20 protein-coding genes are annotated in these 17172 nt (G+C 67.7%); 5 read left to right on the forward strand and 15 right to left on the reverse strand.

Annotated features, from left to right (window positions below):
- Nucleotides 1–134: 134 nt before the first annotated feature.
- Nucleotides 135–2393: an NADP-dependent malic enzyme gene (locus JAO74_RS00435; protein ID WP_199033938.1), complete on the forward strand. Its 2259-nt coding sequence runs from the start codon at nt 135–137 to the stop codon at nt 2391–2393.
- Nucleotides 2394–2401: 8 nt separating this feature from the next.
- Nucleotides 2402–3067: a peptidylprolyl isomerase gene (locus tag JAO74_RS00440; protein ID WP_199033939.1), complete on the forward strand. Its 666-nt coding sequence runs from the start codon at nt 2402–2404 to the stop codon at nt 3065–3067.
- 170 nt (nt 3068–3237) lie between these two features.
- Here the strand turns inward: JAO74_RS00440 and JAO74_RS00445 are convergent, their stop codons facing one another.
- Nucleotides 3238–4026: an SDR family oxidoreductase gene (locus tag JAO74_RS00445; RefSeq protein ID WP_199033940.1), complete on the reverse strand. Its 789-nt coding sequence runs from the start codon at nt 4024–4026 to the stop codon at nt 3238–3240.
- A 210-nt stretch (nt 4027–4236) separates the two neighbouring features.
- Between JAO74_RS00445 and JAO74_RS00450 the strand changes: the two genes are divergently transcribed.
- Nucleotides 4237–4752: a CHAP domain-containing protein gene (locus tag JAO74_RS00450; RefSeq protein WP_199033941.1), complete on the forward strand. Its 516-nt coding sequence runs from the start codon at nt 4237–4239 to the stop codon at nt 4750–4752.
- A 7-nt stretch (nt 4753–4759) separates the two neighbouring features.
- Here JAO74_RS00450 and msrB read toward each other — a convergent pair whose 3' ends face one another.
- The 3 genes from msrB to JAO74_RS00465 are packed head-to-tail and all read right to left on the reverse strand — an operon-like array spanning nt 4760 to nt 7432.
- Nucleotides 4760–5251 carry a peptide-methionine (R)-S-oxide reductase MsrB gene (gene msrB, locus JAO74_RS00455; protein ID WP_199033942.1) on the reverse strand — a complete coding sequence of 164 codons (492 nt, stop codon included), beginning with the start codon at nt 5249–5251 and terminating at the stop codon, nt 4760–4762.
- Between the two features lie 31 nt (nt 5252–5282).
- Nucleotides 5283–6506 carry an ABC transporter permease gene (locus JAO74_RS00460; RefSeq protein ID WP_199033944.1) on the reverse strand — a complete coding sequence of 408 codons (1224 nt, stop codon included), beginning with the start codon at nt 6504–6506 and terminating at the stop codon, nt 5283–5285.
- A complete protein-coding gene (locus JAO74_RS00465; protein WP_332908690.1) occupies nt 6503–7432 on the reverse strand; it encodes an ABC transporter ATP-binding protein in 930 nt (309 codons plus the stop codon). Before JAO74_RS00465 ends, JAO74_RS00460 begins: the two co-directional genes overlap by 4 nt.
- Nucleotides 7433–7472: 40 nt before the next feature.
- Between JAO74_RS00465 and queG the strand changes: the two genes are divergently transcribed.
- Nucleotides 7473–8531: a tRNA epoxyqueuosine(34) reductase QueG gene (queG, locus tag JAO74_RS00470; RefSeq protein WP_199033956.1), complete on the forward strand. Its 1059-nt coding sequence runs from the start codon at nt 7473–7475 to the stop codon at nt 8529–8531.
- A gap of 83 nt (nt 8532–8614) precedes the next feature.
- Here queG and JAO74_RS00475 read toward each other — a convergent pair whose 3' ends face one another.
- The 3 genes from JAO74_RS00475 to JAO74_RS00485 are packed head-to-tail and all read right to left on the reverse strand — an operon-like array spanning nt 8615 to nt 10271.
- Entirely contained in the window at nt 8615–9238 is a 624-nt protein-coding gene (locus JAO74_RS00475; RefSeq protein ID WP_199033958.1) for a LysE family translocator, read from the reverse strand.
- Nucleotides 9238–9600 carry a hypothetical protein gene (locus tag JAO74_RS00480; RefSeq protein ID WP_199033960.1) on the reverse strand — a complete coding sequence of 121 codons (363 nt, stop codon included), beginning with the start codon at nt 9598–9600 and terminating at the stop codon, nt 9238–9240. The genes JAO74_RS00475 and JAO74_RS00480 overlap by 1 nt, the downstream gene beginning before the upstream one ends.
- Nucleotides 9597–10271, reverse strand: a complete 675-nt coding sequence (locus JAO74_RS00485) for an EI24 domain-containing protein (protein WP_199033962.1) — start codon at nt 10269–10271, stop codon at nt 9597–9599. The genes JAO74_RS00480 and JAO74_RS00485 overlap by 4 nt, the downstream gene beginning before the upstream one ends.
- A gap of 99 nt (nt 10272–10370) precedes the next feature.
- Between JAO74_RS00485 and JAO74_RS00490 the strand changes: the two genes are divergently transcribed.
- Nucleotides 10371–11369: an adenosine kinase gene (locus JAO74_RS00490; protein WP_199033964.1), complete on the forward strand. Its 999-nt coding sequence runs from the start codon at nt 10371–10373 to the stop codon at nt 11367–11369.
- Nucleotides 11370–11550: 181 nt separating this feature from the next.
- On the opposite strand, the gene JAO74_RS00495 is transcribed toward JAO74_RS00490, so the two are convergent.
- From JAO74_RS00495 to hisB, 8 genes are all read right to left on the reverse strand, one after another.
- Nucleotides 11551–13098 (reverse strand): amino acid permease, encoded by a 1548-nt coding sequence (locus JAO74_RS00495; RefSeq protein ID WP_199033965.1) that lies wholly within the window; start codon nt 13096–13098, stop codon nt 11551–11553.
- A 119-nt stretch (nt 13099–13217) separates the two neighbouring features.
- Nucleotides 13218–13595 carry a histidine triad nucleotide-binding protein gene (locus JAO74_RS00500; RefSeq protein WP_199033966.1) on the reverse strand — a complete coding sequence of 126 codons (378 nt, stop codon included), beginning with the start codon at nt 13593–13595 and terminating at the stop codon, nt 13218–13220.
- 28 nt (nt 13596–13623) lie between these two features.
- Nucleotides 13624–13938, reverse strand: coding sequence for a phosphoribosyl-ATP diphosphatase (locus JAO74_RS00505; protein WP_199033967.1), 315 nt, complete (start codon nt 13936–13938; stop codon nt 13624–13626).
- Nucleotides 13926–14717, reverse strand: coding sequence for an imidazole glycerol phosphate synthase subunit HisF (gene hisF, locus JAO74_RS00510; protein WP_199033968.1), 792 nt, complete (start codon nt 14715–14717; stop codon nt 13926–13928). The genes JAO74_RS00505 and hisF overlap by 13 nt, the downstream gene beginning before the upstream one ends.
- Nucleotides 14718–14919: 202 nt before the next feature.
- On the reverse strand, nt 14920–15669 hold the full coding sequence (gene hisA, locus JAO74_RS00515) for a 1-(5-phosphoribosyl)-5-[(5-phosphoribosylamino)methylideneamino]imidazole-4-carboxamide isomerase (protein ID WP_199033969.1): 750 nt from the start codon (nt 15667–15669) through the stop codon (nt 14920–14922).
- On the reverse strand, nt 15657–16259 hold the full coding sequence (gene hisH, locus JAO74_RS00520) for an imidazole glycerol phosphate synthase subunit HisH (protein ID WP_199033970.1): 603 nt from the start codon (nt 16257–16259) through the stop codon (nt 15657–15659). Before hisH ends, hisA begins: the two co-directional genes overlap by 13 nt.
- The gene (locus JAO74_RS00525) at nt 16253–16561 is read right to left on the reverse strand and encodes a YciI family protein (protein ID WP_199033972.1); all 309 of its coding nucleotides are present in this window, start codon (nt 16559–16561) and stop codon (nt 16253–16255) included. Before JAO74_RS00525 ends, hisH begins: the two co-directional genes overlap by 7 nt.
- Nucleotides 16561–17148: an imidazoleglycerol-phosphate dehydratase HisB gene (hisB, locus tag JAO74_RS00530; RefSeq protein ID WP_199033973.1), complete on the reverse strand. Its 588-nt coding sequence runs from the start codon at nt 17146–17148 to the stop codon at nt 16561–16563. Before hisB ends, JAO74_RS00525 begins: the two co-directional genes overlap by 1 nt.
- Between the last annotated feature and the right edge of the window lie 24 nt (nt 17149–17172).

The following is a 17172-nucleotide window of genomic DNA, read 5'->3' on the forward strand; positions in this document are numbered from 1 at the left end:
GCACATGAAATGGCGTCTGCAGGGCGCGGACGAGGCTCCAAGGGGCGAAACCCGCCTGAAACGTGTCGAATCGAGCGTTCCCTTGGCGGGCCGCTACGCCTAATACCGTCCCAAAATCCGTGGGAGAGTTGTTCATGTCCGAGGCCGTCAACGTCCAGTTCTCCGAGCGTGAAGCATTGCTGTTCCATTCGGAGGGGCGTCCCGGCAAGATCGAGATCATCGCGTCCAAGCCGATGGCGACGCAGCGTGATCTGGCGCTGGCCTATTCGCCGGGCGTCGCGGTGCCGGTGCAGGCGATCGCCGACGATCCGTCGACCGCGTACGACTATACCGCGAAGGGCAATCTGGTCGCGGTGATTTCCAACGGCACCGCGATCCTGGGCATGGGCAATCTCGGCGCGCTGGCGTCGAAGCCGGTGATGGAGGGCAAGGCGGTGCTCTTCAAGCGCTTCGCCGACGTCGATTCGATCGATATCGAACTGAAGACCGAGGATGTCGATCGCTTCATCGACGCGGTCGAGCTGATGGAGCCGACCTTCGGCGGCATTAATCTGGAAGACATCAAGGCGCCGGAATGCTTCATCATCGAGCAGACGCTGCGCGAGCGGATGAACATTCCGGTCTTCCATGACGACCAGCACGGCACCGCGATCATCTGCGCCGCGGGCCTCATCAATGCGTGCATGCTGACCGGCCGTCACCTGAAAGACGTGAAGGTCGTGGTGAACGGCGCCGGCGCGGCGGCGATCGCGTGCACCGAGCTTATCAAGGCGATGGGCGTCCGCGCCGACAACGTCCTGATGTGCGATCGGACCGGCGTGATCTATCAGGGGCGCGACGATGTGAACCAGTGGCAGTCGGCGCACGCCGCCGTCACCGAGCGGCGCACCCTGACCGAAGCGCTGGCGGGCGCGGACATGTTCCTGGGCCTGTCGGCGGCGGGGGCGCTGAAGCCGGAGATGGTAAAGGACATGGCGCCGTCGCCGATCATCTTCGCGATGGCCAACCCGGAACCTGAGATCCGCCCCGAACTGGCCAAGGCCGCGCGGCCCGACGCGATCGTCGCCACCGGTCGGTCGGACTATCCCAATCAGGTCAACAACGTGATCTGCTTCCCGTTCATCTTCCGCGGCGCGCTCGACGTGCGGGCGACGGGGATCAACGACGCGATGAAGATCGCCGCCGCCAACGCCATCGCCGAACTGGCGCGCCAGCGCGTGCCCGACGAGGTCGCGGTCGCATATGGCGTGCAGCACAGCTTCGGCCCGGAATACATCATCCCGTCGCCGTTCGATCCGCGCCTGATGGAGATCGTGCCGGTCGCGGTCGCCAAAGCGGCGATGGATTCGGGCGTCGCGACCAAGCCGATCATCGACATGGCGGCGTACCGCCAGTCGCTGCGCGAGCGGCTGAACCCGACCACCTCGGTCCTGACGCTCGCCTATGAAGGGGCCAAGGCGCATCCCAAGCGCGTGCTGTTCGCCGAGGGCGAGGAGGAGGTCGTGCTGCGCGCGGCGATCGCGTTCAAGGAGGGTGGCTACGGCACGCCGGTGCTGGTCGGCCGCGACGATGTGCACGACCGGCTGCGCGCGCTGGGCGTGACCAAGCCCGACGAATACGAGGTGCATAACAGCCGCACCTCGACGCTGGTGCCGGAAATGGTCGAGTTCCTGTACCGCCGGTTGCAACGTCGCGGCTATCTGCGCCGCGATATCGAACGGATGGTCAATCAGGACCGCAACACCTTCGCCTCGATCCTGCTCCAGCTGGGCCATGCCGATGCGATGATCACCGGCATCACCCGCACCTATGCCAAGACGTTCAAGGACGTGCGCCGGGTGATCGACCCGATGAAGGGCAAGGTGCCGTTCGGCATCCACCTGCTCGTCGGGCAGAGCCACACCGTGTTCATGGCCGACACCACGATCAACGAACGCCCGACCGGCGAGGAACTGGCCGACATCGCCGAACAGACCGCCCAGGTCGCGCGGCGGATGGGGCATGAGCCGCGCGTCGCGTTCCTCAGCTATTCCACCTTCGGCAATCCGGACGGTCAATGGCTCGATAATATCCGCGAAGGCGTAAAGGTGCTCGACGGGCGGCAGGTTAGTTTCGAATATGAGGGAGAGATGGCGCCCGATGTTGCACTGAACCCGAAGCAGTTGAAGAACTTTCCGTTCGCGCGCCTGTCCGGTCCCGCCAACATCCTCATCATGCCGGGTCTGCAATCGGCCAATATCTCGGCCAAGCTGCTGCGCGAACTGGGTGGCGACGACATGATCGGGCCGATGCTGATCGGCATGGAAAAGCCGGTGCAGATCGCACCGATGACCTCGACCGCCAGCGAGCTGGTGACCTTGGCGGTGCTCGCCGCGGGCGGGATCGCGCGCTGAGGGGTTTTATGGTCGACCGATGGTGGGCGGCGCTGGCCGGCGTCGCCCTGTTGCTGGCCCCGGCCGTGGTCGCGCAAGGGCCGGCGGCGGGGGCGCGGCCCGGCATCGTCCGGGTGCGGCTGGATACGTCGCGCGGGCCGATCATGCTGGCGCTCGACGCGCGGCGGGCGCCGAAGACGACGGCCAATTTCATGGCCTATGTCGATGATGGCCGGTTCGATGGCACGACCTTCTATCGCGCGGCACGGGGCAAGGCCGATCCGACCAAGGGGTTCGTGCAGGCTGGCATCCGCACTGATGCCAAGCGCATCCTGCCGCCCTTTCCGCTGGAGACGACCGCCCAGACAGGTATCCGCCATCTCGACGCGACGATCTCGATGGCGCGCGGCGACAATCCGGCATCGGCGGGCGGCAATTTCGTGCTGACGGTGGGGCCGACGCCGCAGATGGACACGCGGCCGGGCTATGCCGGCTATGCCGCATTCGGGCGGGTGGTCGGCGGCATGGACGTCGTGAAGCGTATCCTCGCCGAGCCGTCGGGCGGCGGCTTCGATGCGATGAAGGGCCAGATGATCCTGCAACCGGTGCGCCTGTTCCGCGCCGTGCGGATCGATGGCCAGCCCAAACCGACGAAGGAACCGCGCGTCTGGTTGCTGGTGCCGCAAAGGCACTGACGGAAAAAAAGCCCCTCCCGCTCGCGGGAGGGGTTGGGGTGGGCCTGTCCCGGCACGGCGCGTTTGCGGACAGGCCCACCCCCGACCCAGTTCCGGGTGAACAGCGCCCCACGCTGTTCAGGCCATGCCGGGGGCATGGCCGACCCGGAACTCGTAAACGGGAGGGGAGTTTACGCGTCGATCGAACTGCCCAGCGAGGCATGGACCAGCCCGCCATCGACGGTGATCGTCTCACCCACCACATAATCGCCGGCCCGGCTGGCGAGGTAGATCGCCGCGCCGGCCATGTCCTCCGCGGCGCCGATCCGGCCGGCGGGAATGGTGTGGGCTACGGTATCGCCATGATCGCGCGCCGCCTTGTTCATATCGCTGGCAAAGGCGCCGGGCGCGATCGAGGTCACGTTGATCGCGTCGCGCACCAGCCGCGCCGCCATCCGCTTGGTCAACTGGATCAACGCGGCCTTCGACGCCTGATAGCTGTACGTTTCCCACGCATTCAGCCGCATGCCGTCGATCGAGGTGATGTTGATGACCTTGGCGGGCCGGTCCGGCTTGCCCGCCGTCTTCAACAGGCCGTGCAACGCCTGCGTCAGGAAGAACGGCGATTTGACGTTCAGGTCCATCACCTTGTCCCAGCCGCTTTCCGAAAATTCCTCGAACGGCACGCCCCAGGCCGCGCCGGCATTGTTGACGAGGATGTCGAGTGCGCCCTCGCGCTCGCCCAGCGCCGTGGCCAGCGCACGGCAGCCGTCGATCGTCGACACATCGGCGGGCAGCGCATGGCACTTCGGCCCCAGCGCCGCCGCGGTCTCTTCACAGGCGGCCGCCTTGCGCGACGAGACATAGACCGTCGCCCCCTGGGCGATGAAGCCCGCCGCGATCATCCGGCCGATGCCGCGACTGCCGCCGGTGACGAGCGCGACGCGGCCGTCGAGGCGAAACAGGTTGCTGGTGTCCATCATCTCTCTCCTGTGTTTGCCACAGGCGTAAGAGAGCGGCGGGGCGGGGGCAAGCGCGGCCGGCCGAAGGCGTTCAGCAGGCGTCAAAATCCGGTCGTCGCCGGCGATACACCGTTCGCCCGATAAGGTTCCCGACCTTATTTCCTATTAACGAATTTGCCCGTAGCCACACTCCCACAACCGATTTCAACCCGGGGGGTCCCGAGCATGATGAAGGCGTTGGCAGTGCGTTTCGCGCTGGTGTTTTCGTGCGGCCTGATGATGGCGGCACCGGCGGCCGCCCAGTTCTGGCAGTGCGCGCCCTATGCCCGGCAGATTTCGGGCATCGACATCCATGGCAACGCCGACACATGGTGGAGCCAGGCCGAGGGCCGGTACGAGCGCGGGCATCTGCCCAGGCCGGGATCGGTACTGGCGTTCGCGGCGACCGGCCGGATGCGCGTCGGCCATGTCGCGATGGTGTCACGCATCGTCAGCGACCGTGAAGTGCTGCTCACCCATGCCAACTGGTCGCGCCGTGGCGGCATCGAAACCGATGTCCGCGCGATCGACGTATCGCCCGCCGGCGACTGGAGCGTGGTGAAAGTATGGTACGGGCCGCAGGGCGATCTGGGCACGTCCAGCTACCCGACCAGGGGCTTCATCTACGCCGATCACGGCCCGACGCCGCTGCCGCCGCTGCAGTTCGCCCGGAACGTCATCACTGCCGACGGTATCGCCGGCTGATCCCGGCTCAGGCGGCGCGGAAGGTCATCGCGACGCCGTTCATGCAGTAACGCTTGCCGGTCGGCTTCGGACCGTCGTCGAAGACATGGCCCAAATGGCCGCCGCAGCGGCTGCAATGCACCTCGACCCGCGACATCATCATCGATCCATCGGTCCGCGTACCGACCGCACCCTTCAGCGGCGCCCAGAAACTGGGCCAGCCCGTGCCGCTCTCGAACTTGGTCTTCGAGGAGAACAGCGGCTGCGCACAGCCCTTGCAGCCGAAGATACCGGCGCGATGCTCGCCGTTCAGCGGGCTGGAATAGGGCTGCTCGGTCGCCTCCTGCCGCAGCACATTATACGCCGCGCCGCCCAGCTTCTTCTTCCACTCGGCGTCGCTCATGCTGACGGGGAAGCGCTCCGCCGCCACGGCCGCGCCGCGACAGCCGAACAGGGCGACGGCTGCGGTGCCGAGGCTGGCGATGGTCAGGAACGAGCGGCGGTCGGCGGACTGGGTCATGCCCCTGATATAAGCGGGATTCCGGCGGTTGCTATGCCTTCGCCCGCCGCCGCCAGAATGGCCGCGCGCTGCCGGATTGCAGCACGCCGCGGCGGAACAGGCGCGCGCCGATGGTGATGAACAGCACCACCCACACCCCCTGCCACAGGATCGCCAGCGCATGTGGCCACAGTTCGGGTGAATTGGCGGCGCGGCCGGCCATCGCGAAGGGCGAGGAGAGCGGGAACACCTCCGCCACCGTCGCGATCCAGCTGCCGGGCAGGCGGGCGGCGGCGCTGGCGAGCGCGAACATGCCGACCTGCACCAGCGTGATCGGCAGCGACAGCATCTGGATCTCGCGCATCGTCGATGCCTGCGCGCCGATGCCGAGAAAGACCGAACCGAGCAGCAGATACGCCATCGAGAAATAGGCGGCGAACAGCACCGCGAACATTGGCGCGCCGACCGCCGGATACAGATCGCCGAACGCGGCGGCGGCGGCGGGTGGCAGCAGCGTGGTCAACTGCCCGACGACGGTGCCCCAGAACGCGACGAACAGCACCGCGACGCCGAACATGCCGACCAGCTTGCCAAAGAACACCGCCTCCAGCGGGACGGCGGCGGCCAGCACCTCGATCACCTTGTTGTTGCGCTCCTCGGCCATGGTGCCGACGACCTGCCCGGCGAGGAACAGCGTCAGGAAGAAGATGCCGAACACCGCGAAGAAGCCGGACTGGTGCTGGCCGCCGATCGACGTGCGGGTGCGGGCGGCGGTGATCCGGGTCGCGGTGACCATCGTGGCGCCGGGGCGGATGGCGGCCACCGTCGCCTGCGCCAGCGCCTCCAGATAATTGCCGGTGTAGCGGCCCGGCGCCGCGAGCAGCACGGTGGGGCGATCGAGCGGGCCATAGAGGACCGCGTCGATATCATATTGCTTTTCGTCGATGGTCGCTCTCGCCTGCGCGGCGGGATCGGCGGACGGGGTCGCGATGGACAATTCCGGCGGCCGCTCGTCGCCGCGGAACAGGCGGCGCAGGCGGTCATCCTCGCGAATCATCGCCGGGGCGATCGTGGCGGGGACGATGGCGACGAGGCGCGATTTGTCGGCGGCACCGTCGCTCATGCTCGCCGCGCCCATCCCGCCGATCGCGCCGAACGATCCCATCAGGATCGGCGCGAACAGGAACAGCAGGAAGATCGGGGTGAAGACGGTGGCGACGAAATCGCGGCGGGCGATGGTCAGCGTCTGGCGCAGCGTGCGGCGGAACCGGGTCATGCGATCGTCTCCGCGCGCGGCGCATGGCCGATGTTGCCGACGATGCGGACGAACGCCTCGTGCAGGCTGGGGCGCTCGACCGTCAGGCCGGCGATGCCATGACCTGCTTCGATCAGTGGCACCAGCAGCGGCTCGATCCCGCTGGCGGGTAGCATGAAGCGCCAGCCATTGCCCACCGCCACCGCATCCGGCGGCAACAGGCGGGCGATGGCGGGATCGGGGCGATGCGGCAGGTAATGGACATGCGCGGGCAGGGTGGCGCGGGCATCGTCCACCGTCCCCTCGAACCGGCGCTTGCCGCCGGCGATGATGGCGAGCCGGTCACAGAGCCGTTCGGCATGGGCCATGACGTGGGTCGAGAACAGGATGGTAGCGCCGCGGTCGCGCTCGGCGACGATCAGCGCCTCCAGCTTCTCCTGATTGACGGGGTCGAGGCCGGAGAACGGCTCGTCCAGCACGATCAGGTCGGGGCGATGGACGACGGAGCCGAGCAACTGGACGATCTGGGCCATGCCCTTGGACAGTTTGCGGACCTTTTCATCGACGGCGTGGCCGAGACCGGCTTCCTCCAGCAATTCGGCCGCCCGCTTGCGGCCCTCGCGCCACGGCAGGCCGCGCAGCGCGCCCATGAAGGCCACGGCCTCGCGCGCCTTCATGCCCGGATAAAGCCCGCGTTCCTCGGGCAGATAGCCGACGCGGTCGCCGGCATCGCGGGGATTGTCCTCGCCCAGCAGCGTCCGCTGTCCCTCGTCGGGTTCGATGATGCCCAGTAACATGCGCAGCGTGGTCGTCTTGCCAGCGCCGTTGGGGCCGAGCACGCCATAAATCGCGCCCCTGGGCACCATCAGGTCGACGCCGTCGACGACGCGGCGATCCTCGAACCGCTTCACCAACCCGGCGGCGGTGACCGCCCATTCATCCGACACGATCTTCCTCCCGCCTGCCCCGTCGTGGTAGCGGGACGGTGTGGCCGAACACAAGCTGGAAGACCGGATCAAGGAAAAGGCCGCCGAGCTGGGCTTTGCGGCGTGCGGCATCGCGCGGGCGGATGCGGCGCCGCTGGCCGGCGAGCGGCTGCGGCAATGGCTGTCCGAAGGCCAGCATGGCGACATGATCTGGATGGAGGAACGGGCGCATCATCGCGAAAGCCCGGCCGGCTTGTGGCCAGAGGTGCGCAGCGTCGTGTCGCTGGGGATGAGCTATGCCCCCGCCATCGACCCCCTCGCGCTGGCGGGGGAGGGCGGGATCGGCCGTATCTCCGTCTATGCGCAAGGGGCGGATTATCACGATGTCGTAAAGCGTCAGTTGAAGGCGCTGGGCCGCTGGCTGGCGGGCGATGCGGGGTGCGACCTGAAGGTCTTCGTCGATACCGCGCCGGTGATGGAGAAGCCGCTGGCCGAGGCGGCGGGGATCGGGTGGCAGGGCAAGCACACCAACCTCGTCAGCCGGACCGAGGGTAGCTGGCTGTTCCTGGGCGCGATCTACACCACGCTGGACCTGACGCCGGACGGCAGGGGCGGCGGCGCGTGCGGCAGTTGCGATGCGTGTCAGGTGGCATGCCCGACCGACGCCTTTCCCGCGCCCTATCGGCTGGATGCGCGGCGGTGCATCTCGTACCTGACGATCGAACATGCCGGGCCGATCCCGATGGAGTTTCGCGAGGGGATCGGCAACCGCATCTATGGCTGCGACGATTGCCTGGCGGTGTGTCCGTGGAACAAGTTCGCGGTGCGGGCGGCCGCCAATCTGGCCTTTGCGCCACGGGCGGAGCTGGTCGCGCCGGCGCTGGCGGACCTGCTGGCGCTGGACGATGCCGGGTTCCGGCAGGTGTTTTCCGGGTCGCCGATCAAGCGGATCGGGCGGGACCGGATGGTGCGCAATGCCTGTATCGCGGCGGGGAACAGCGGCGATCCGGGGCTGGCCGCAGTGCTGCGGCCGTTACTGGCGGATGCGTCGCCGGTGGTGCGCGAGGCGGCGGACTGGGCGATCGGGCGATTGCCTGTTGCGAATGGAAGTTCGCACTGATTCGCACCCAGAGGGGGTTTTTAGGGTGTTCGATATATTGATATAATCGTTTATTATCAATGCTATAGAATGTTTTCGCTATTCTAGCGGCGGATGCTGGCAGCCGCCAGGCCGGCGAAGATCAGGGCGCCACCGCCGGCGCGCTGCGACCAGCGCAGGGCCTTGGGGGAGGCGAACAGGCTGCGGGTGCCGGAGGCCAGCCATGCATACAGGAAATCGGTCGCGGCCAGCGTCAGGCAGAAGGTGGCGGCAAGGATCGCGGCTTGCGGCGCATAGGCGCGGGTCGGGTCCATGAACTGCGGGGCGAAGGCGGCGAGGAACAGGATCGTCTTGGGATGAAAGGCACCGATCGCGATGTTGGCGAGGAAGGCGGTGCGCGGCGCGACGGCGGGGGTGGCGGCGACGGTCAGCGGGCCGGCGCCGCGCGCCTTCCAGATGGTCAGCAGGCCGACCCCGATCAAATAGCCGGCACCCGCCCATTTGACGATTCCGAACGCCAGCGCCGATGCGGCGAGCAGTGCGCCGACGCCGATCAGACTCGCCACCGCCGCGACGAAATTGCCTGAGGCCAGCCCCGCCACCGAGGCGAAGGCGGTGCGCCGCCCCGATCCGATCGCATAGCCGACGATCGCCGCGACGCCCGGCCCCGGCACGAAACCGATCACCATCGTCGCCGCGACGAAGGCCAGCCACAGGTCCGGGCGCATCAGCGGGCGCCGGGTCGCCGGGTAAGGGCGGCGACGCAACTGGCGCGGTCGATCGCGCTACCGTCCGGCTCGCGCGCGTCGAGATAGGTGACGCGCGGTTCGGCACCATCCTTGGGATAGAGATAGGTGTCGAGGATGCAGATCGCGCTGGCGAATTGCAGTTTGCGCGCGGTGCCTTCACGGACATCGGCGTCGGGCTGGCCGAACAGCTTCGTCAGCCCGGCGGCATCCTGACCGATCACGCGTTCCAGCCCGACGGTGGGATAGGCGATCGCCATCGGCGGTGGTGCGACGCGGGCGGCGGGCGGAGCGGTGGCGCAGCCTGCGAGCAGCAGGCCGGTGGCAAGGGCCAGTTTCTTCATATGCGCCTCGTGTGGAACAGATGGGTGGCCATCGCCGCGCCTAGCACGGGGGCGACGAGGTTGACGAAGGGGATCAGGAACAGCGCGGCATCGCCGGTACCGAGCAGGAAGCGACGGCCGTTGGTCAGTCGCCGCCACGCCGCCATCGCGCCGACATCCATATGGCGGGCCGCGACCATGTCGCCGAGATCGCGGCCGAGCAGCCAACCATTGACGATCAGGAACGCCGCCGCCGTGCCGACGCCGGTCGCGAGCAGCACGACGTACAACGGCAACAGGATCAGGTTGGTGACGATGACCCGCACCGCCGACCGCAGCCCCATCGCCGCCGAGCGCGCGAACGGCACCGGCCGGGCGGTGGCGAGCGCGGCGGGATAATGCCGCCGTTCGACCGCCTCCACCACCTCGTCCGCGAACAGGCCGACCACCGCGACGGCGACCGCGCGGAACAGCAGCCACATCGCCAGCACGGTGACGACGGCGGCGAACGCGGTGGCGAGGCCGGTCGCGCCCCAGCCGACCCAATGCGCCAGCAGCGCCTGCAACCCCCACCACAGCGCAAAGCCGGCGACGGCGAAGATCGCCAGCGTCAGGCCCATCGATTTCGCAAATACGCGCAGCACCGCCGGATCGCCGAGCTGGCCGACGGACAGAATGAACGCGCGCATCATGCGACCGGGATGGCCGGGCCACCGCGCGCCGTCAACATTGCGTGCGGCAGGGGGCACCGGTAGGGCGGCGGTTTCGATGCCTGACCGGAGCATATCCTTTTGACCACCCCCCAATATGACGTCGTCGCGATCGGCAATGCCATCGTCGACATCCTCGCCCAGACCGACGACGCCTTTCTGGCGGAACAGGGGATGACGAAGGGGGCGATGCAGTTGATCTTCTCGCCCGAAGAGGCCGATGCGCTGTATGCCAAGATGGGGCCGGGACGTGAAATTTCGGGTGGCTCGGCGGCGAACACGCTGGCCGGCATCGCGGCGCTGGGCGGCAAGTGCGGCTTCGTCGGGCAGGTCGCCGACGATCAACTGGGTCAGGTGTTCGCGCATGACATTCGCGCCGCCGGCATCCGCTTCGACACCCCCGAGCGCGCCGGCGCGCCGACGACGGGCCGTTGCCTGATCTTCGTGACGCCCGATGGCCAGCGGACGATGAACACGTTTCTGGGCGCGTCGCATTATCTGCCCGAGGCGGCGCTGGACCGCGCGCTGATCGCCGATGCGGCGTATCTGTATATCGAGGGCTACCTCTGGGACCCCGAAGAGCCGCGCGCCGCGATGCGCGCCGCGATCGAGGTGGCGCGCAAGGCCAGCCGCCAGATCGCCTTCACCCTGTCGGCCGAATTCGTGATCGACCGCCATCGCGCCGATTTCCACGACCTGATCGACCATGACCTGATCGACATATTGTTCGCCAACGAGGCGGAGATCATGGCGCTGACCGAGACGACCGATGTCGAGGCGGCGATCGCGGCGGTGCAGGACAAGGTGCCGACCGTGGTGGTGACGCTGGCCGAACAGGGCGCCTGTGCGATCCGCGGCGGCAAGCGCACGACGGTGCCGGCCGAACCGGTGGCGCAGGTGGTCGACACGACCGGCGCGGGCGACCTCTTCGCGGCGGGCTTCCTCCACGCTCAGGCGCGAGGGCATGATCTGGAGACGTCGCTGAAGCTGGGCGCGGTATGTGCGGCGGAGATCATCAGCCACTTCGGGGCGCGGCCGCAGGTGGATCTGAAGGCGCTGGCGGCGAAGACGTTGGGGTGAGCTGGCGTCTTGGCGTGGTGATGTGAAAAAGGCCGGGGAGCGATCCCCGGCCTTTTTTAGTTCCCCGGCGAAGGCCGGGGTCCAGTTGGGTGAAGCGCCGTGATTACCCACTATGGCCTTCCCAACTGGGCCCCGGCCTCCGCCGGGGAACAGTTAAATGCAGGGCGCAAACCTCAAAACCTCAATGCCCCCCGCCGATCATGTCGTCGGTCACGACCTCGACCCGCCCGTGCGCGACGTGGCTCGTCCGGTATCCGTACAGGTAATAGACCACGAGGCCGATCGCGCCCCAGATCACCAGCACCAGCATGGCGGCCGTCGGCAGATTGAAGAACAGGAAGATGCAGCCGACGATCGTGGCCGGCGCGACGAACCAGATGGCCGGCGTGCGGAACGAGCGCGGGCGGTTCGGTTCGACCTTGCGCAGGATCAGCACCGCGAACGCCACCATCATGAACGCATACAGCGTACCGGCATTGGCGATGTCGGCGAGCGCCCCGACCGGCAGGAACGCGGCGGCGAACGCCACGGCCGCGCCGGTGATCGCGGTGACGACGTGCGGCGTCTTCCACTTCGGATGCACCTTGCTCAGCGCATCGGGCAACAGGCCGTCACGGCTCATCACGAAGAAGATGCGGGTCTGGCCGAACAGCAGCACGAGGATGACCGACGGCAGCGCGACGAAGGCGGCGATGCCCAGCATGTTGCCGATCGTTCCGAAACCGATCGTGCGCAGCACATGGGCCAGCGCCTCGTTGGAGCAGACCAGCGCCTGCGCGTGCTGCGGCAGGGCGCACTGGCGCGCGAGTTCTTCCGATCCGGCGGGGAAGGGCACGCCGCCCGGCCCCATGATCGGCTGGCCGCCGATCGTGCCGATCGCGCCGGCCGCGACGAGGATGTAGAAGACGGTGCAGAACAGCAGCGATCCGATCAGGCCGATCGGCACGTTGCGTTGCGGGTTCTTGGTCTCCTCCGCCGCGGTCGACACCGCGTCGAAGCCGACATAGGCGAAGAAGATCGTCGCCGCCGCACCGACCGCACCCACACCCGTGCCGAAACCGCCGAAGACGCCGGCGGGCAGGAAGGGATTGAACTTCGTCGTGTCGATCTTGCCATAGGTGAGGAAGATGAACGCGGTCAGGGCGACGACCTTGATCGCCACCAGGATCGCATTGACCTTCGCGCTTTCCGAGGTGCCGATGATGAGCAGCCACGTGACCAGCCCGGCGATCACGACGGCCGGCAGGTTGATGAAACCGCCCGCGACGCCGCCCAGCGCCAATGGCCCCGCCGACAGCCAGACGGGCAGCTGGATGCCGAGGAACTGGTTCAGGATGGTCCCGGTGAAATATCCGGACCATCCGACCGCGACGGCGGAGGCGGCGACGGCATATTCCAGCACCAGCGCCCAGCCGACGGTCCACGCCACCAGCTCGCCCATCGTCGCATAGCTATAGGTATAGGCGGAGCCGGCGACCGGGATCATCGCCGCGATCTCCGCATAGCAGAGCGCGGCGACGATGCAGATCGCCCCGGCGATGGCGAAAGCGAGCATCAGACCGGGTCCGGCCTTTTGCGCACCGGCGGCGGTTAGGACGAAAATGCCCGTGCCGATGACCGATCCGATGCCGAACAGCGTCAGCTGGAACGCCCCCAGCGTTCGATGGAGCGACTTGCCTTCAGTCGCAGCGAGGATGGCGTCCAGAGATTTGACGCGCCCGAATATCATGTGCCTGATCCCCCAATCGACCGGCGCTTGCTGCGCCGCGTCAAGGTATGGCCGGGATGCTAATGGCAATTTTATTACGCGCAACTCCTAACGCGATCTGATGCGGCAGGGCGCGGGTGCTACTTCACCAGCATCGGCCCCAAAGGTGCACCGCCGAACAGGTGGACGTGGAGGTGCGGCACCTCCTGCCCGGCCTCGACGCCGATGTTGGCGAGCAGGCGATAACCGGGGGCGACCAGCCCGTGGTTGCGGGCGACCTGACCGATCGCGCGGACGAACCCGGCGATTTCCTCGGGCGAGGCGTGGCTGCTGAAATCGTCCCACGACACATAGGGGCCGCGCGGGATGACGAGGATATGGACGGGCGCCTGCGGGGCGATGTCGTTGAAGGCGATCGCCCATTCGTCTTCATGCACGACGGTCGCCGGGATCTCGCCACGCAGGATGCGGGCGAAGATGTTGCTGTCGTCATAGGGCAGGGTGGCGTCGATCGGCATCGGGCGGCTCCTTCAGGAAGCGGGGCGTTCAGGAAGCTGGACGGGCGGCTTTCTCGTCATGGCCCGACACCCCGTCGCGGCGGGAGAGTTCGGCGCGGACGTCGTCCAGCCCCAGCCCCGCATCGGCGAGCAGGACGATCAGGTGGAAGACGAGGTCGGCGGCCTCGGACACCAGCTTGTCGGGCTGGGCCATGGCGGCGATGACGGTCTCGACCGCTTCCTCGCCCAGTTTCTGCGCGATCTTCGGCCTACCCTTGGCGAACAGGCTGGCGGTGTAGGAGCCGGCGGGGTCGGCGCCACGACGGGCGAGGATCGTGGCTTCGAGGCGGTCTAGCGGGTCCATCGCGGTTCCTGGGCGGTGACGGGGCGGCGCACGGGGATGCCGGCGGCGGCGAGGGCGGCATGCGCGTCGGCGATGCTCGCCTCGCCGAAGTGGAAGATCGAGGCGGCGAGGACCGCGGACGCATGGCCGTCGCGGATGCCGGCGACGAGGTCGTCGAGGCCGCCGACCCCGCCGGAGGCGACGACGGGCACGGTAGTGCGGTCGGCGATGGCGCGGATCAGGTCGAGGTCGTAACCGCCGCGCGTACCGTCGCGGTCCATCGAGGTGACGAGCAATTCGCCCGCGCCGAGTTCGGCAAGGCGGAGCGCGTGGGCGACGGCGTCGATGCCGGTCGGGCGGCGGCCACCATGGGTGAATACCTCCCAGCCGCCGTCGACACGGCGGGCGTCGATGCTGGCGACGCAGCACTGGCTGCCGAAGCGTTCGGCGATATCGGCGACGACCTCCGGCCGGGACACGGCGGCGGAGTTGACCGCGACCTTGTCGGCGCCGGCCAGCAACAGCGCGCGGGCGTCGTCGGCGGTGCGGACGCCGCCGCCGACGGTGAGCGGCATGAAGCAGACCGCGGCGGTGCGGCGGACGACGTCGAGGATGGTGCCGCGATCCTCGTGACTGGCGGTGATGTCGAGAAAGCAGAGCTCGTCGGCGCCGGCCGCGTCATAGGCGCGGGCCTGTTCGACCGGATCGCCGGCGTCGCGGAGTTCGACGAAGTTGACGCCCTTGACGACGCGGCCGTTGGCGACGTCGAGACAGGGGATGACACGGGCGCGGACGGTCATGCGGGGTGCCGGAGAAGAGGTTCACGCGGAGACGCGGAGACGCGGAGGGGCGGCTTTGCCGCCCAAAAATGTTCACGCGAAGGCGCGAAGGCGCGAAGGCGCGGTTTCTTCCAAGTCTTCGCGTCTTCGCGACTTCGCGTGAGAATTTCCATGCCTGCGGCGCAAACAAATCCTCCGCGTCTCCGCGTCTCCGCGTGAACACTCATGCCGCGCTCGCCACGGCGATCGCCGCCGCCAGATCGAGACGACCGTCATACAGAGCGCGGCCGGTGATGACACCTTCGATGCCGTCGCGGGCATGGAGCGCGAGGACGTGGATGTCGGCGATGCCGGCGACGCCGCCGCTCGCGATCACGGGAATCGATACGGCGCGGGCGAGATCGACGGTGGCCTCCACGTTGCAGCCCTTCAGCAACCCGTCGCGGCCGACATCGGTGAACAGCAGCGCGGCGACGCCGGCATCCTCGAACCGGCGGGCGAGGTCGGTCGCGGTGGTGGTGGAGACGTCCGCCCAGCCCTTGGTCGCGACCATGCCGTCCTTCGCATCGACCGCGACGACGATGCCGCCGGGGAAATCGCGCGCGACACCACGCACGAAATCGGGATCGTCCAGCGCGGCGGTGCCGATCACGACGCGAGCGACGCCGAGACCGAACCAGCGTTCCACGGACTCGCGGGTACGGATGCCGCCGCCCAGCTGGACATGGCCGGGGAAGCGTTCGACCACGGCGCGCACCGCGTCGCCATTGACCGACGCGCCCGCGAAGGCACCGTCGAGATCGACGACGTGGAGATGCGTCGCACCGGCATCGGCGAACAGCATCGCCTGATGCGCGGGATCGTCGCCATAGACGGTGGCGCGGTCCATATCGCCCTCGGCGAGGCGGACGACCTGCCCGCCCTTCAGGTCGATGGCGGGGAAGACGATCAGGCCGGAATTCAGGAGCGCCATGCGAGGAATCTTTCGAGGATCGCCAGCCCATAGGACTGGCTCTTTTCCGGGTGGAACTGCACGCCCAGCATATTGTCACGGCCGATCGCGGCGGTGACGGGGCCGGCATGGTCGGTGGTGGCGATCACGTCGGCGCCGTCGAAGGCGTAGCTGTGGAGGAAATACGCCTCGCCAGGGACGATCAGCGGATGCTCGCCGGTCGGGATCACGTCGTTCCAGCCCATGTGAGGCACTTTGGCGTCCATGCTGCCCGGCTCCAGCTTGCGGACGCGGCCGGCGATCCAGCCGAGGCCGGGATGCGTGCCCATTTCCTCACCGGCATCGGCCATCAACTGCATACCGACGCACACGCCGAGAAAGGGTGCCGCCTCGGTCCGCACGCGCCGGTCCAGTGCATCCACCATGCCATCGATCGACCGCAGCGCCCTGGCGCAGGCACCGAACGCGCCGACACCGGGCAGGACGATCCGGTCGGCCCGCGCCACGGCATCGGGATCGGCGGTGACGATCAGGTCGTCGCAACCGGCGGCCTTCAGCGCGTTGGCGACCGAATACAGGTTGCCCGCGCCGTAATCGATCAGCGCTAGCAAAGCAGGTCGCCGATCTCTTCCATTGCGAGGGTCGCGGTGAAGGGAATTACCTCAAACGTGGCGACACCATTGACCACGAAGGGATCCTTTGCCGCTTCCTCGCTCACGACATCGGCCTCGCCCTTGAACAGCAGGACACCTCCGGTCGGTGGGTCACGCCGCCCGGCCAGCAGCATCACGTTTTCCTCAACATAGTTTTCGATCCACCGGACATGTGCGGCGCGATGCCGGTCGACCTCGTCAAGCGGTTTCACATAGGTGAGCAGCACGAGGCACAGTGGTGTCATCGGACGGGCAACCATTATAGCGTACCCTTGGTCGAGGGGATCGCATCGCCCTTGCGCGGATCGATCTCGATCGCCTTGCGCAGCGCGCGGGCGAGGCCCTTGAACGCGCTTTCGGCGATGTGATGGTTGTTCTCGCCGTGCAGCGTCTCGACGTGCAGCGTGATGCCGGCGGCCTGCGCGAAGCTGTGGAACCAGTGCTGGAACATCTCGGTATCCATCTCGCCCAGCCGTTTCTGGCTGAATTCGGTCTTCCACACGAGCCATGGCCGCCCGGAAATGTCGAGCGCCACCCGCGTCAGCGTCTCGTCCATCGGGCTGAGCGCGTCGCCGTACCGGTGGATGCCGCGCTTGTCGCCCAGGGCCTTCGCCACCGCCTCGCCGATGGCGATGCCGGTATCCTCGACGGTGTGGTGCTGGTCGATGTGCAGGTCGCCGACGGTGCGGACGTGCAGGTCGATCAGCGAATGGCGCGACAATTGTTCGAGCATATGGTCGAAAAAGCCGACGCCGGTGTCGATGTCATAGACGCCGGTGCCGTCGAGATTGACGGTGACGGCGATTTTCGTCTCGCTGGTGTCGCGATTGATCGTGGCGATGCGCATATCGCGGTCCATAACGCACCACGC

This window comes from Sphingomonas mollis (assembly GCF_016427505.1).
Classification (GTDB): domain Bacteria; phylum Pseudomonadota; class Alphaproteobacteria; order Sphingomonadales; family Sphingomonadaceae; genus Sphingomonas; species Sphingomonas mollis.

What these genes read in the sequence shown, in the direction of transcription:
- hisF (WP_199033968.1), bottom strand. Translation starts at nt 14,717, where the DNA reads ATGACCGTCCGCGCCCGTGTCATCCCCTGTCTCGACGTCGCCAACGGC.
- JAO74_RS00445 (WP_199033940.1), bottom strand. Translation starts at nt 4,026, where the DNA reads ATGGACACCAGCAACCTGTTTCGCCTCGACGGCCGCGTCGCGCTCGTC.
- hisB (WP_199033973.1), bottom strand. Translation starts at nt 17,148, where the DNA reads ATGCGCATCGCCACGATCAATCGCGACACCAGCGAGACGAAAATCGCC.
- hisA (WP_199033969.1), bottom strand. Translation starts at nt 15,669, where the DNA reads ATGGCGCTCCTGAATTCCGGCCTGATCGTCTTCCCCGCCATCGACCTG.
- JAO74_RS00495 (WP_199033965.1), bottom strand. Translation starts at nt 13,098, where the DNA reads ATGATATTCGGGCGCGTCAAATCTCTGGACGCCATCCTCGCTGCGACT.
- JAO74_RS00440 (WP_199033939.1), top strand. Translation starts at nt 2,402, where the DNA reads ATGGTCGACCGATGGTGGGCGGCGCTGGCCGGCGTCGCCCTGTTGCTG.
- JAO74_RS00500 (WP_199033966.1), bottom strand. Translation starts at nt 13,595, where the DNA reads ATGCCGATCGACGCCACCCTGCCCTATGACGACAGCAACATCTTCGCC.
- JAO74_RS00435 (WP_199033938.1), top strand. Translation starts at nt 135, where the DNA reads ATGTCCGAGGCCGTCAACGTCCAGTTCTCCGAGCGTGAAGCATTGCTG.
- JAO74_RS00460 (WP_199033944.1), bottom strand. Translation starts at nt 6,506, where the DNA reads ATGACCCGGTTCCGCCGCACGCTGCGCCAGACGCTGACCATCGCCCGC.
- msrB (WP_199033942.1), bottom strand. Translation starts at nt 5,251, where the DNA reads ATGACCCAGTCCGCCGACCGCCGCTCGTTCCTGACCATCGCCAGCCTC.
- JAO74_RS00485 (WP_199033962.1), bottom strand. Translation starts at nt 10,271, where the DNA reads ATGATGCGCGCGTTCATTCTGTCCGTCGGCCAGCTCGGCGATCCGGCG.
- JAO74_RS00525 (WP_199033972.1), bottom strand. Translation starts at nt 16,561, where the DNA reads ATGGTTGCCCGTCCGATGACACCACTGTGCCTCGTGCTGCTCACCTAT.
- JAO74_RS00505 (WP_199033967.1), bottom strand. Translation starts at nt 13,938, where the DNA reads ATGGACCCGCTAGACCGCCTCGAAGCCACGATCCTCGCCCGTCGTGGC.
- JAO74_RS00475 (WP_199033958.1), bottom strand. Translation starts at nt 9,238, where the DNA reads ATGCGCCCGGACCTGTGGCTGGCCTTCGTCGCGGCGACGATGGTGATC.
- JAO74_RS00450 (WP_199033941.1), top strand. Translation starts at nt 4,237, where the DNA reads ATGAAGGCGTTGGCAGTGCGTTTCGCGCTGGTGTTTTCGTGCGGCCTG.
- JAO74_RS00480 (WP_199033960.1), bottom strand. Translation starts at nt 9,600, where the DNA reads ATGAAGAAACTGGCCCTTGCCACCGGCCTGCTGCTCGCAGGCTGCGCC.